Source organism: Chryseobacterium arachidis (genome assembly GCF_900129245.1).
Lineage (GTDB): Bacteria > Bacteroidota > Bacteroidia > Flavobacteriales > Weeksellaceae > Chryseobacterium > Chryseobacterium arachidis.
Genome location: NZ_FQUT01000005.1, coordinates 56,200 through 70,919, shown reverse-complemented (window position 1 = coordinate 70,919; position 14,720 = coordinate 56,200). Strand labels below are relative to the sequence as shown.

Sequence of the window (14,720 nt, the reverse complement as noted above, 5' to 3'; positions counted from 1 at the left end):
TAAAAAACAGTTTCTTAAAGCGAAAGAAAAGCATACCCGAATGACAGCACGGAAATCACAATTCCGGCCATAAAAATCTGGTATGTCACTGAAAGAAGCCTGTACTTCCTATCCAGCACTTTTCCCAAGTAATAAAGATCTTTCACCATAGAATCATAAATATAATCCCGGTCTTTAATTAAGATATTCATGGCACTTTGATAATCATCAAATATCATTTTATTAAAGTTTCCGAAAAACAGAAGATTCACTTTTCTGTCGGCAATATCCTGTTCTGTAAATCTTGCTTTGGTAACGTTCGGTTTTGTGGATAAAATAGCGAAGATGATCGTTAAAACAGCCGATAACAACAGAATAAAGCTCGGAATAATCAAATGAGAATTCTTCGGAGTATCTAATTTCGGAACCAAAACAGAAAGACAGACCGAAATGATAATTGCATTAACGGAAAGAAGAATATTAGCCTTGCTGTCCGCAATATCACTCAGTCTCGTATGATTGCTCAGCGTAACTCTGAATAAAGTATCAACACTTCTGTCCGACTTTTCCTTCTCTTTTTTATTTTCCGACGGCTCTTTTTTGCCTTCGTCTTTTTCTAATTTCTTTTCGATTTTTTTTATATTTTTTTCCTTCAGAGGCTGCCAGTTCTGTTTGGCAAAATCTGTGTAGAATTTATGTTTATTCTTCAGCATGTCGAGGTTTCCGGCATTCCATTCATCATTAGAGAAGCACCGCACATTAGTAAGTTCCCATTCTTTTCTTAACGCATCGGAAATATCGTTGTAATCGTGGCTTGCAAAATGGCTGCAATCCGCATCTTTTACAATCTGCTCCAAAAGATTCTGAGGTTCATAGGTAATTTTAGTCGCGAGAATAAGCTTGGCAACCTCATCAATATAATTTTCCTGATAGCCTTCTTTCTGAAGAAAATCTCTCAGTACCTCCACTCCTTTTTCCTCATGGTCTTTGGCACATTCTATGTATCCTGTATCATGAAACCAAAGAGCAAGCTGTACCTTTTCCTGATCCTCTGCGGAAACAGGAGTGTTTCTCATAATTTCCTCGGCTTTATTTACCGTATATGTAGTATGTATAAAATTATGATAAAAATATACTGAAGATAACTTATCTTTGAATAAGATTTCGACATAATCTTTGGCTTTTTGTAAAATATTCATCACCGAAATTTTGTTAATGTAAATTTATGAATTTATCCTTGAAAACTCACCTAAAAAATACTTCTGTTGTCCTCAGAGTAGCATTGTCTGCCGGAGTTCTCTATTCCTGCGCAACATATAACGTAAAAAAGGGTAAAAACTTATCTGAACTGAATAATTCTGATATACATTCTGAAAATGATTTTAAAATTTTCTTAGTGGGTGATGCCGGAAATGCAGATGAAGCACAATCTCAGAATACGCTTAATCTTTTGAAAAACCAGCTGGAATCTGCAGACAAGAACTCGATGCTCATCTTTCTGGGAGATAATATCTATCCCTCCGGAATGCCAAAAGAATCTGATAAGGATTACCTTTTAGCAAAACAAAAACTGGAAAATCAGCTCTCTATTGTAAAAAATTTCAAAGGGAAAACTTTGGTAATACCGGGCAATCATGATTGGTACAATGGTTTAGAAGGCTTAAAATCTCAGGAAGATTTTGTAAAGAATTATCTGAATGACAAAAAAGCTTTTCTTCCGAAAAACTCCTGCCCAATAGACGATATCAGCCTTACAAAAGACATCAAACTTATTGTTATTGATACCGAATGGGCTTTGGTAAACTGGGATAAATATCCGGGAATCAATAAAAACTGCGACATTAAAACCAGAGAAGATCTTTATACTGAATTTAAAGATCTGGTTAATAAAAACCAGGACAAACAGATTATTGTAGCCCTGCATCATCCCGTTATCAGTACGGCAAGTCATGCGGGATTTACATCTGCAAAATCTCATCTTTTTCCGTTCAACGGCAAAGTTCCTCTTCCCGGAATAGCCACCGTTGCCAATGTATTGAGAAGTTCCTCCGGAGCCAATCCTGAAGATATCAATAACCAACATTATGCAGATTTGGCCAACAGGTTGAAAAGTATTGTTCAGGAAAAAGAAAATATTATTTTTGTTTCCGGGCACGACCATAACCTTCAATATCACAAAGAAAGAAATATAAGACAGATCATCAGCGGTTCCGGCTCTAAAGTGGAACCTGCCACAATCGGTGAAAGAACAGATTTTTCTTATGGCGGAAGCGGTTTTGCCGTTTTAAATATCAGAAAAGATCAAAGTTCGGACGTCGAATATTTTTCAGCAAAAAATAATCAGCTAGAAAAGATTTCCCATATTCAGGTAACTGAAAAACCAAAAGAATTTGTGAATAATTATCCTAATTCTTTTCCTTCAACCGTATCATCCACTATTTATCCCGAAAAACTAACTAAAAAAGGAAATATTTACAGATGGTTGTGGGGAGAACACTACAGGAAATATTACGGAATGCAGATTGAAGCTCCTACTGCCAATATTTCTACACTGGATGGAGGCTATACTCCTTTCCGTGAAGGCGGAGGAAACCAATCGAACAGCTTAAGGCTGAAAGCTCAGGACGGACAGGAATTTGTAATGAGAGGCGTGAAGAAAAGTGCTGTACGCTTTCTCAACAATATGGCTTTCAAAAAAAATACTTTCGGAAATGAGCTAAACAATACATTCCCGGAGAAGTTCCTTCTTGATTTTTATACCACCAACCATCCTTTTACCCCTTTTGCTGTAGGAAATATGGCAGATAAGCTTAATCTTATCCACAGCAATCCGAGATTGTTTTATATCCCCAAACAACAGGCTTTGGGAGCCTATAACATGAGCTATGGTGATGAAATGTATATGGTGGAAGAGCGTTTTTCTTCAGACCCGAAAACACTAGCCTCCATTGGTAATGCAAAAGATATTGTTTCAACGGATGATGTATTGAAAAATTTCAGTAAAAATTATAAATATTCGGTAGATCAGGAAACTTATATCAGAGCAAGAATTTTTGATATGCTTATTGGCGATTGGGACAGACATTCCGACCAATGGAAATGGGCAGAATATCAGGAAGATGACAAAGTAGTCTACAAGCCGATTCCCCGAGACAGAGATCAGGCTTTCAGCAAATATGACGGGGCAGCTTTCAAGATCATTATGAATATCCCGGCAATCCGCCATATGAAAACTTTTAAAGATGATATTAAAAGCGTAAAATGGCTGGCAATGGAACCTTATCCATTAGACTTAATTTTCCTGAAAGGATCCACCCACGAAGAATGGATTGCCCAGGCAAAATATATTCAGGAACATCTGACGGATAAAGATATTGACGAAGCTTTCAGCAATTTGCCTAAGGAAGTAAAAGATGAAACTTTAGCCGATATTCAACGAAAGCTGAAGCTGAGAAAAACAAAACTGGAAACTTATGCTTCCCAATATTATGATGTTTTACAGAAAAAAGTTCCGCTGGCAGGAACTGTAAATCCTGATAAATTTGTTATAACAAAAACAGGAAATACTGTTAATGTAAAGCAATATCAATTAGATAAAAACAAAGAAAATCCACAACTCGTTTTCGAAAAAACGTATGACGACTCCAAAACAAAAGAACTTTGGATCTACGGTCTGGAAGATGACGACATCTACGAAGTGTCTGGAGACGGAAGACCGAAAATGAATATCCGCCTGGTAGGTGGCTACAACCACGATACCTATAACGTGGCCAATGGCAGTAAAGTAAAAATCTATGATTTTAAATCACAGAAAAATACATACAATACCAAAGGAGCGACTAAAAATATTTCAGATGATTACGATATCAATACCTATAATTACAAACATCCGAAATATAATTTCTTTGCAGGATATCCTAATATAGATTATAATCCTGACGATGGTGTTATTTTAGGGGTTCTTACCAACTACACCCTGAATAATTTCATCCGCTCACCGTTTACGCAGAAACACAGCCTGAAGGTTAATTTTTATACGGCAACCGGTGGTTTCAATGCCATTTATAAAGGTATTTTCAAGAAAGCCATTTCCGGCTGGGACTTTAATATTGATGCAGGATTTACGACGCCTCGCTTTACAGAAAACTTCTTCGGACTTTCCAATGAAAGTGTATACGACAGAGAAACGATGGAGAGAGAATTCAACAGGGCAAGAATTTCAAGGTTCAATTTTGCTCCGTCTATTTCCAAGAAAAGCTGGACGAACCTCTTTAATCAGTTCCAGTTAACTTTCGAAAATAATAAAGTTGAGAGGAATGGAGATCGATTTGTTGATCTATCATCTGATGTAAGGCCTGAAGTCTTTAATAACCAGCAGTTTGGTGGGGCAAACTATACCTTCAGCTACAAAAATTTAGATAATACTGCCTTTCCTACCTTGGGAATGGAATTTAAAGTAAATGCCGACTGGAAAACCAATCTTTCAGATTTCGACAGAAACTTCTGGACCCTGAGCGGAACACTTTCCTTGGATCACAGAATCGATAAAAGAGGAAATTTTGTATTCGCCAATTCCAGTAATGCAAGATGGATCAGCAATAACAATTTTGAGTTCTATCAGGCTGCGGCCATCGGGGGTAACAATGGAATGAGGGCCTTCAGGAACGAAAGATTTTCCGGAAGATCTTATTTTACCAACAACTCAGAAATCCGTTGGGACTTTGGAAGGGTGAAAAATAATATTATTCCTGCCAACATGGGAATTTTAATCGGCTATGACATTGGGAGAGTCTGGAATGATCATGAGGATTCGAGAAAATGGCATCAGTCTGTCGGAGCAGGATTCTGGCTAAGCATTGTAGAAATGTTCTCAGCGAGATTAAACTACTTCCAGGGCTCAGATGGCGGAAGAATTTCCGGAGGTGTGGGAATGACATTCTAAATACAATGAAATATCAAATGCATACAAAAATCCGCAGAGATCTTCTGCGGATTTCACTTTATTGTAAAGGAAAACGGTAAATATTTCCTCCTGTTTTTTTATCCTTTTCATCAGCAATCAAGAGCGTTTTATCATCAAGGAAAACAACAGCTTCTTTTTGAGAATTGTGGTTTAATGATTGGGTCTGAATTTTTGCTTTACTGAAATCATTCGGTGAAAAGCCCGTCAGAATCTGAATATTTTTATGATTGAGCAGTACGATTTTATCTTTTGTACTGTTAATTGCCGCCGAAGTAATCGCTGCATCACTAAAGCCGCCTGAAAGCTTTAACTTCCCTATTAATTTTGCCTGAAAATCTCCTTCTTTATTTGGAACCTGGAAAACCAGGAAAGTTCCGTCGAAACCTTTGCTTCTGTTTTTGGTAAACAGATAAAAATTTCCGTCCATTTCTACGAAAGCCTCACAATCGTACAGCCAATTTGATTTTTTTGGAGGAAATTCCGCTTGTCCTTCGTAATGAAATGTTGTAGTCTGAATGACATTCGTTGTTTTTTGAGAAGCATCTTTTAAATCCAATTTTAAAATAGAAAGGTTCTGCCTGTCGTTTTCGTTATTTCCGAAATCTCCGATGTAAATATTTCCCTGAGAATCTGCTGTAATATCTTCCCAATCATTATTATCCGCATTATTTACCAATACATCCGTTGTCTGATTTCCCTGAAGATCCAGACCGTAGACTACATTTTTATTTCCCTGATCTTCAATTGACCAGATCGTTTTTTTATCTTTAGACATCGCAATCCCGGATACTTCCTTTAGCTTTTTAGGCAAAGAAAACTCCACTTTTAGATCATCTGTTTTAGGCGAATCCTGAGCTTTCGGATTACAACTCAACAATAAAAATCCCGATAAAATAACAATGCGCAACATATCTATTTTTTTAATTTTTTAAACTGAAAATAAGAGAATCTGATATTCTTCTCTAAGTTATTAATAATCTGCTGATGGTGAAGGAAAAATCCTGCCGCCAAACCGATTAAACTTCCGATAATGGTGTCAATCAATCTTGCATGCATCAGATTTTCTACATTATGATGAATTTCACTTCCTGTTTCTGCCAGAAGCAATGTTAATGGGGTAATGAAAACGACAGCAAAACCGTAATTTCTTACAACCAGTAATTCTACAAAGAATTGTAAAATCGTGATAATAATGATCATGACAATTTTTTCCGGTTCAAATAAAAGAATCAGCCACGCAAAGCCAATCCCGATAAATGTTCCTAAAATTCTGTGCATATTTCTTTGTCTTACATGTTCGAAATTCCGTCCCTGAATAATGGCAACAGCAGCAATGGAAATCCAATAGGTATTTTCAAATTGTAGAAGATGACCGATAATTAATGTCAATGCCATAAAAAATCCGATGATTGTACTTTCGACAAATTTCGTATATCTTCTTTTGCTAAAAGCTCTTCTAGGAACGGTTACCACTTTACTTTTTTCGATAAAAACCGAATATAAGAACGCTAATGAGCACGACAAAATTGCGCCCATCGCAACAAGTCCGACTCTGGTTGGAATTAATTCTAAATCAAATTCATAGGTACTTGCCATCGCCGCAACCATGATGAAAAAGAAATTTCCCGGCGGCGGAATTTTAAAATATGATGAAATAAAATGGGCTAAAAATGAGATAATTCCAACAGAAAAAGCGGCAAAATAAATATTAAATCCAAAAAATGAACTTATTGTAAACGAGAAAATAATTCCAAATGCACAAATTGCTAAATGGATCATTCTCTGTGTAATCGGAGCTGATGTGAAATATAAAATCGTTAAAGCTCCCAGACTGGAAAGCGCTCCGTAATTAGGTTTTCCTAAAAAATATCCGATGAAAAGACAACTTCCGATGCACAACGCAGCAAGAAAAGGAAAATGCCATTTCCTTTCCGTCTGTTTGAATTCCAATAAATATTGAAATCTGTTTTGTGTCGGATTATTTATTTTCATTTAAAACTTTCTTAGCTTTTTCCCACAAGATATCCATTTCTTCCAAAGTCATTTCACCTAATTTTAAATCTGCTTCAGTCGCAAGCTGTTCCATTTTCTGAAATCTTGAAATGAATTTTAAATTGGTTCTTTCCAAAGCTGAATCCGGATTAATTCCAGAGATTCTTGCATAATTGATTAATGAGAAAAATACATCGCCCAATTCCTGCTCTTTTTTATCTAAATCTGTTTCTGCATGAAACTCCTTAATTTCCTCATCCACTTTTTTCCAGGCATCTTCCGCATCGTGAAATTCAAACCCGATTCCCTTTACTTTATCCTGAATTCTGTAGGCTTTTACCAAACTCGGTAAGCTTTTCGGAACTCCGCCCAAAATGGATTTATTTCCTTCTTTTAATTTTAATTTTTCCCAATTCTGCTTTACTTCTTCTTCATCTTTCACGGTTGTATCTCCGTAAATATGAGGATGGCGGAAAATTAATTTCTCATTTAAAGAATTAATGACATCCGCAATATCAAAGCTTTCTTTTTCTGAACCAATTTTCGCATAAAAAACCAAATGCAGTAAAACATCACCCAATTCTTTCTTAATTTCCTGCAAATCGTTCTGCAAGATGGCATCCGAAAGTTCGTAGGTCTCTTCCAGTGTCAAATGACGAAGCGATTCCAAGGTCTGCTTCTGATCCCACGGACATTTTTCCCGCAAATCATCCATGATGTCTAATAATCTTCCGAAAGCTTCCAGTTTTTCCTGTTTGGTATTCATAGTTTGAGAATTCAAAGTGATACAAATTTAAGGTAAATCTTTTTGAATGTTCTTTTGTCTTGAAACAAAGAACGAAAAATTGCCTCCGTAAAAGTCGGCGAATGTTATTTCAAGACCGGAAGTCTGAATGCTAAAAATTAAAATTCAGTCCTAAAATTTCCAAAACTTGTGCAAATTCAACATTTGATTTAACTTTTGTCTTGCGCTTCGAACAGTGGGAATTTCTTAATAGACTAAATTTTAATTTTTCTAATGCTCTATTTCCCAGATCATTTTAATCATGAAAAACAAAAAACCTCGTCATTTCTGACAAGGTTTGGTATTTACATTCAAAGGAATGAATTATCCTTTTTTAGATTGTGTTGTTTTTGGAGCCGATTTCGGAGCTGAAGTCGCTTTTACTTTAGGGGTTGCAGGTTTTTCCGCTTTTGGAGCAGCCGCTTTCTTTGGAGCCGGTTTTTCTTCTGCCACTACTTCAGCCGGTTCGCCTTCTATAGTTTCAGGCTCAGCTTTTACAAAGCTATCGGGAGTGATATATCCTGCTTTCTGAAGAATATTATACCATTGTGCCAGTTTCTTGATATCAGAAGCATATACTCTTTCTGTATCGTAATTTGGAAGAGAAGCTGTCATAAATTCTTTCAACTCAGCATCGCTTGATTTATGAGGAATAGCTTCTTTGTAATCGTTGTTCTTAGCAATATTTTCAAAAACTTCGAACAATGGAACTTCTTTATCAAACGTAAACATCGCAATATTATCCAATAAGCTAACCTGGCTGGAATTACCAATGCTTACTTTTTTCTTGGTTGTAACATCTTCAATAATGAATCCGTTTCTTAATTGAGAAACTAATTTGAAAAGCCCCGGTTTTCCGGAAATTGAAATTATTTTTTCTAACAGCATAATTTTATTTTTTGTAAATTCTGCAAGCAGCGGTGAGCTTTTTGCGCTTTAATATTTTTATTTTTTAATCCTTCTTTTAACTATTTTGGAAATCTCATCTTGTACCCAATACTTACATCTCCCTGTGTAATTTTTGTCAGTTTTCCTTTAACCAGCTTCTTCTTCAGAGCGCTTAAATGGTCGGTAAACAAAACGCCTTCAATATGATCATATTCATGCTGAATTACGCGGGCTCTAATATCGGAAAAAGTTTCTGTATGTTTTACAAAATTTTCGTCGTAATATTCAATCAGAATTGTTCCCTTTCTCTTCACATCTTCTCTTACATCAGGAATAGAAAGACATCCTTCGTTGAACTTCCATTCTTCTCCGGATTCTTCCAGAATTTTAGCGTTAATGAAAACTTTTCTAAATTCTGCCAATTCATCCTTAATATCCTCATAATCTTCATCTTCAGCAAGAGGAGATACATCTATCACAAACAGGCGGATATCCAGACCAATCTGCGGTGCTGCCAACCCGATTCCGTTTGCGCTATTCATTGTTTCGAACATGTTCTCAATCAATTCCTGTAATTCGGGATAATCTTTGTCTATATCCTTACCTACTTTTCTCAAAACAGGATCCCCAAAGGCTCTTATCGGTAAAATCATCTTGTTCTTTGTTCTAAAAAATTCTGCAATATTATCGTTGCACTTACTTTATCTATCAATCCTTTTTCCTGTCTCTGTTTTTTGCTTTTCCCGCTTTGGGAAATAAAAAACGAAGCCATTTTGGAAGTAAATCTTTCATCAAAACGATTCACTTTAACAGTCGGAAATTCTTTCTCAAAAATTTCTATAAACTTTAAAATATCTGTTTCAACCTCAGAGATATTTCCTTTCAAATCTACGGGAAGCCCTATTACCACTTCGTCTACCTTATTTTCAGTAAAATATTTTTTCAGAAATTCTACCAAAACCGGAGTCTGAACGGTATCCAGACCGCTTGCAATAATCTGCATATCATCGGTGGCTGCGATGCCACAACGTGCCTTTCCATAGTCTATTGCAAGTACCTGTCCCATAAGTTTGCAAATTTAGTAAATTTTAATGATTTTATTCAATCCACAGTTTTTTTTATAAATCATGTTTTATTCCGTTATTTTTTTTATAATTTTAATCTTCCAAAAGCTATAATATGAAGAAACTCATCCTCGTAAGACATGCAAAAAGTGACTGGCCGGAAGAAACGGAGGACTTCGACAGACCATTGGCAGACAAAGGTTTAGCGGAAGCCATGCACATGTCACGATTTATGAAAAATAATAATGTTGCGATAGATTATTTTGTATCGAGCCCTGCGGTTCGTGCCCTGAATACCTGTAAAATTTTCAATCAGGCCTATCATCTTACGATTACAACGAATGAGAAGCTTTATAACCCCTCGGAAAGTAATTTTGAATCGGTAATTTACGATCTTGACGACAATGTAAGTTCGGTCGCTTTCTTTTCCCATAACAACGGTATTTCCAATTTTGCGAATTCTATTTCCGAAGATATTTTCCACTTTCCCACCTGTGGTGTTGCCGGTTTTGAAATCGACTGTAATTCCTGGTCGGAATTTGAAGGAGCAAAAAAGAAACTGCTTTTCTTTTATGATCCGGGGAAGATTTAACTTCATTTCAAAAATCTTTTATTTCTTAGCCTTTATATTTCTTTTTTCCTGTCAGAAAAAGGAAAAAAATTATTTTGAAGCAATTGCATCAAATGATGTTAAACTTTCCGATCCTGAGCCACATGAGTGGAGATATAACAGAAACGAAAAGTTTCAGACTTTCGAAGGCTTTCAAAAATCAAAAAAGATACATCCTGAGATTGGAAAAAATACAATTTATCTACAACCTATCGGAGAGTTTAATATCTTACAAAAAAAACAGGTTGAATTGGCTGGAAATTATTTCAAAATTTACTTTCAACTGGAAACAAAAATTCTTCCGGCTTTACCAAATACTATTTTTCCGAAAGATATTAGAAGAATAAAGGACGAAAATGAACAAATTCTGGCAGGCTACGTTTTAGACAGTATTCTGATTAAAAGAAAACCTAAAGACGCCCTTGTTTTAATGGGAATTACAGAAAAAGACCTTTTTCCAAGATCTGACTGGAATTATATTTTCGGATTAGCATCATATAAAATCGGTGTTGGTGTCACTTCGATGTACAGATTTTCCAATGGAAATGTAACAAAAGCTAATTTTAACCGGAGTTTAGAAAGACTTTTGAAAGTTGGCTCTCATGAGATTGGACACATGTTCGGAATTAGTCATTGCCTGAATGCAAATTGCGTGATGAACGGCAGCAATCATCTTTCTGAAACAGATTATCATTTTGCAAGGGCTTGTTCGCTTTGTCAGCAAAAATTAAATTCAAGCCTGCATTATGATAATAAAAAGCGATTGAATGAATTAAAAAATTTCTTTGAAAAACATCATTTGAATTCTGAAGTTACGAGAGCAGAAGAAGATTTAAAATTGATAAAATGAAAGGTTAATTTTAAACCTAATGGTTAATTGTGGATTCTGTAGATTTTGGCTAAAACCTTCTCCTTTATTCAAAAAAGAAAAGACGGGCTAAACCCGTCTCACTTGATAATCGTTATATCCAATAATCTTAAATCTATTACTTTTTTCTTAAATCCAGATCATCAAAATCAAAACTGAAATCCGTCACGTCAGAAATTGGTTTTAGTTTTGCCGATTGAGCTTTTCCTGTTTCATCGTAATCAAAAATAATGTAGGCATCAGCATCATAGCTTCTGTCGTCCCATTTGATGATGAAAGAATTATTGGAAAAAGGCAATAATTCACCTTTCAATCTTGGAGAATTTTTACATGAAATTCTGTAGATATTTCCTTGTTGAACAATTTCTACATCCCCAAACCATTGATCAGTATAAGTTCCGACAAACTGTTCCGCTTTTGGCTGAAGATTTTTCTCTTTTTTAAAAGCTTCCGATTTAGCAAAAGCATCTTTTTTTTGTTTATCAAAGCCCTCTTCCATTTTTTTCATCCGGTCACCGTAAGTTTTCAGCCAGTTTCTGTCTGCAATACCCAAATAAGAATCTTTCACTGTATTGGTAATCGTGTTAAACGCTGCTCCCGATTGCTGATTTGTTAAAACTACAATTCCTAATTTCATATCGGGAATTAAAGTAAACTGCGTCACTGTTCCGATCAATCCGCCGGTATGCTGAATTTGCTTGTGACCTTTAACATCACTTAAAAACCAACCCAATCCATATCCGTAAAAACTCGTATCATAAGGACTTTTCGCCGCCACACCACTTGGAATCTGCAAATTCCAAAGCTGCTGAACATTTTTATCTGACACTAATTTTTTTCCGTCTTTTGTCGTGAAATTATTCATCAGACATTCCGCCCAAGTGGTCATATCTTTGATGTTACTCATAATTCCTCCGGCTGCATTGCCTGTTTCATTCCAGTCGTGAGGAACAGCAATGGCTTTTCCGTCAACCGGAGCGTGAGCGTCGATTTTATTGGCAATGGCTTTTGCTCTGTTATAGCTTCCAAAACTTGAAGTCATCCCAACAGGTTTCATAATTCTCTGTTCGATAAATTCTGCCCAGCTCAAACCTGAAATTCTGTGAATTACTTCTCCAGCAACAATAAACATGATATTATTATAATCCAAAGTCGTTCTGAAAGGATTTTCTGGCTTTAGATATCTTACATTATGAACAATATCATTCACCGTTAAATTTCCACCTTCCGGAAAAAACATCAGATCTCCCTGTCCTAAACCTAATCCGGCTCTGTGGGTCACCAAATCTTTAATCGTTACATTTTGAGAAACATACGGATCATACATTTGAAATTCAGGAATATATTTTGAAACCTTATCATCCCAGTTCAATTTCCCTTCGTCTGCTAAAATGGCCAGCGCCGTACAGGTAAAACCTTTTGAATTGGATGCAATTCCGACCAAAGTATTGTCATCCATCGGCTGTTTAGATGCTAAAGAACGTACTCCAAACCCTTTTGAATAAATAACTTTTCCATCTTTGATAATTCCGACAGACATTCCAGGAACGTCGAAAGTTTTTAAAGTACTCTGAACCAATTCGTCCAGTTTTTTTTCTTCAACCTGGGCATTTGCGATGCCCACCGTTAAAAGAAAAAGGAAAAAAGAAAACTTCTTCTTCATATTTTTAATTTTTTCAAATTTAATAAATATTAGATGATGATGATAAAAAACTAAATCTTCCTAAATTTGCAAAACATAAAAAATTATGACCAAAATCCTACTCCTTTCCGATTCTCATTCTTATATTGATGATAGAATTTTAGAATATGCAAACCAAGCCGATGAAATTTGGCATGGCGGAGATTTCGGAAGCATGGAAGTGATTGAACAACTTGAAAAAATAAAACCGTTAAGAGGAGTTTACGGAAATATCGACAACGCAAAAATCCGTTCTGAATTTCCTGAAGTCAATCGTTTTTTTTGCGAGAATGTAGAAGTTTTGATGATTCATATCGGTGGCTATCCCGGAAAATATACACCGCTGGCAAAACAGGAAATTGCTGAAAAAGCTTCGAAGTTATTTATTTCAGGGCATTCTCATATTTTGAAAGCAATGTTTGATTCGAAGAATAATCTTCTTCACCTGAATCCCGGAGCCTGTGGAAAACAGGGTTGGCATAAGATGAGAACAATGATGCGTTTTGTGATCGATGATACTGAAATTAAGGATTTGGAAATAATAGAATTGGGACCAAAAGTTTAAGAATATATTAATTGAGGAATTAGGAATATTAAAAGATTGCTTCGTTCCTCGCAATGACAAATTATGAAGATTGGAGATAAAGTTTCTGTGGTAGACGAAGATTTAAGCGGGGTGGTAACTTCGGTGCACGGAAATACTGTGGTTTTTAAAGATGAATACGGATTTACCCATCAATACCCCAAAGAAAAACTTGTTCCTAAAAATCCTGATCTTTATGAAAACATCAAAGTCGTAAAAAAAGCAGAACCAAAAAAAACGGTTTCCAAAAAACATCAGAAAAATCATTTGGTTTTAGATCTTCATTTTGAAAATCTGGTTAAAAACCCAAGCGATTACGATAGTTTTGAGCGACTTTTTATCCAAAAAGAAAAATTGATGGAAGTCATTGCTTTTTGCCGGAAAAATAATTTAAAACGACTGGAAATCGTTCACGGAATCGGTGACGGAACTTTACAGAGAATGGTTTTCGATGTTCTGGAAGGCCAGACGAATCTTGATTTTTATAATAAGGAAATACTTCATCATCAATCGGGTGCGGTAATGGTAGAATTTCACTAAATTTGCAGGAATCGAATTATGAATATACTTAATTTACTTTTTACCAAAGACGGATTAATCTACCAGATTGCGAAGAATAAAAGCATCTTGGAGGAAAAATCTTATTTCGTAGACGAAGAATCTCCGGAAAATCTGATTGCTGATAAATTGGATGAAGTGTTGATTAAACAAAGGTATGATGAAATTCATGTAGTTTCTGCACTGAATCATTTTACACTGATGCCTGAAGGATTTTCGGAACACGAAACGGGATTTGATTTAATTTCTTTCAATGCGCCTGTGGATAAGGAAAAAGAAGAATTAATGCTTTCGATTAACGAAAAGTTCAAGGTTCAGTTTTATTATACTTTTCCGAAGAATTTTTACAAAAAAATTAAAGAACTGGCATTGCCTATTCATTTTAATTTTTCGGGTGAGAAGTTTTTAAATTCAATCCATAACAAAAATAACAAGGAAATTCACATTAATCTTTATCATAATCAATGTGAGTTTTTCGCGATAGACAACAAAAAAATTATCTTATACAATAATCTCGACGTCAACTCTGAGGTTGATTTCCTTTATTTCGTTATGTTTACACTGAGTAAAATCGGTTTTGGAATCAATGAAACCAGCTTTTTCGCTTACGGAGAAACGACTGAAAATGAAACCTTTATTTCAGAATTACAGAAATTCGTGAAGAATATGAGAATTGTATTTGATAATATTCCTACTAAAAATTTTATATTAAATTAGGTTGCAGTTATCAGATGGCAGGTTTAGTTTACC

At 35.5% G+C, this 14,720-nt stretch carries 14 protein-coding genes; 6 read left to right on the top strand and 8 right to left on the bottom strand.

Going from position 1 to position 14,720, the window contains the following annotated elements; all coding sequences use genetic code 11:
* Positions 1–14: 14 nt before the first annotated feature.
* Complete coding sequence (locus BUA89_RS11070) at positions 15–1,178, bottom strand: Pycsar system effector family protein (protein WP_072957384.1); 1,164 nt, start codon at positions 1,176–1,178, stop codon at positions 15–17.
* Between the two features lie 26 nt (positions 1,179–1,204).
* Between BUA89_RS11070 and BUA89_RS11065 the strand changes: the two genes are divergently transcribed.
* The gene (locus BUA89_RS11065; protein WP_072957381.1) at positions 1,205–4,921 is read left to right on the top strand and encodes a metallophosphoesterase; all 3,717 of its coding nucleotides are present in this window, start codon (positions 1,205–1,207) and stop codon (positions 4,919–4,921) included.
* 58 nt (positions 4,922–4,979) lie between these two features.
* Here BUA89_RS11065 and BUA89_RS11060 read toward each other — a convergent pair whose 3' ends face one another.
* The 6 genes from BUA89_RS11060 to ruvX form a co-directional block, all read right to left on the bottom strand.
* On the bottom strand, positions 4,980–5,852 hold the full coding sequence (locus tag BUA89_RS11060) for an NHL repeat-containing protein (RefSeq protein ID WP_072957378.1): 873 nt from the start codon (positions 5,850–5,852) through the stop codon (positions 4,980–4,982).
* A gap of 2 nt (positions 5,853–5,854) precedes the next feature.
* The gene (locus tag BUA89_RS11055; RefSeq protein ID WP_072957374.1) at positions 5,855–6,934 is read right to left on the bottom strand and encodes an FUSC family protein; all 1,080 of its coding nucleotides are present in this window, start codon (positions 6,932–6,934) and stop codon (positions 5,855–5,857) included.
* Entirely contained in the window at positions 6,921–7,700 is a 780-nt protein-coding gene (mazG, locus tag BUA89_RS11050; RefSeq protein WP_072957371.1) for a nucleoside triphosphate pyrophosphohydrolase, read from the bottom strand. Before mazG ends, BUA89_RS11055 begins: the two co-directional genes overlap by 14 nt.
* 342 nt (positions 7,701–8,042) lie before the next feature.
* A complete protein-coding gene (locus tag BUA89_RS11045; RefSeq protein ID WP_072957368.1) occupies positions 8,043–8,606 on the bottom strand; it encodes a DUF5606 family protein in 564 nt (187 codons plus the stop codon).
* 80 nt (positions 8,607–8,686) lie between these two features.
* A complete protein-coding gene (def, locus tag BUA89_RS11040) occupies positions 8,687–9,259 on the bottom strand; it encodes a peptide deformylase (RefSeq protein WP_072957364.1) in 573 nt (190 codons plus the stop codon).
* Entirely contained in the window at positions 9,256–9,672 is a 417-nt protein-coding gene (gene ruvX / locus BUA89_RS11035; protein ID WP_072957361.1) for a Holliday junction resolvase RuvX, read from the bottom strand. Before ruvX ends, def begins: the two co-directional genes overlap by 4 nt.
* 113 nt (positions 9,673–9,785) lie before the next feature.
* On the opposite strand from ruvX, the gene BUA89_RS11030 reads away from it, so the two are divergent.
* Both BUA89_RS11030 and BUA89_RS11025 read left to right on the top strand, forming a co-directional pair.
* Positions 9,786–10,262, top strand: coding sequence for a SixA phosphatase family protein (locus tag BUA89_RS11030; protein WP_072957357.1), 477 nt, complete (start codon positions 9,786–9,788; stop codon positions 10,260–10,262).
* Complete coding sequence (locus BUA89_RS11025; RefSeq protein WP_072957354.1) at positions 10,243–11,130, top strand: archaemetzincin; 888 nt, start codon at positions 10,243–10,245, stop codon at positions 11,128–11,130. The genes BUA89_RS11030 and BUA89_RS11025 overlap by 20 nt, the downstream gene beginning before the upstream one ends.
* Before the next feature lie 136 nt (positions 11,131–11,266).
* Here the strand turns inward: BUA89_RS11025 and BUA89_RS11020 are convergent, their stop codons facing one another.
* Entirely contained in the window at positions 11,267–12,811 is a 1,545-nt protein-coding gene (locus tag BUA89_RS11020) for a serine hydrolase (protein WP_072957350.1), read from the bottom strand.
* Between the two features lie 85 nt (positions 12,812–12,896).
* Here BUA89_RS11020 and BUA89_RS11015 point away from each other — a divergent pair, with 85 nt between their 5' ends.
* From BUA89_RS11015 to BUA89_RS11005, 3 genes are all read left to right on the top strand, one after another.
* Positions 12,897–13,394 (top strand): metallophosphoesterase family protein, encoded by a 498-nt coding sequence (locus BUA89_RS11015; protein WP_072957346.1) that lies wholly within the window; start codon positions 12,897–12,899, stop codon positions 13,392–13,394.
* Between the two features lie 63 nt (positions 13,395–13,457).
* Entirely contained in the window at positions 13,458–13,952 is a 495-nt protein-coding gene (locus tag BUA89_RS11010) for a Smr/MutS family protein (protein ID WP_072957341.1), read from the top strand.
* A gap of 18 nt (positions 13,953–13,970) precedes the next feature.
* The gene (locus tag BUA89_RS11005) at positions 13,971–14,687 is read left to right on the top strand and encodes a DUF3822 family protein (protein ID WP_072957338.1); all 717 of its coding nucleotides are present in this window, start codon (positions 13,971–13,973) and stop codon (positions 14,685–14,687) included.
* The last annotated feature ends 33 nt before the right edge of the window (positions 14,688–14,720 follow it).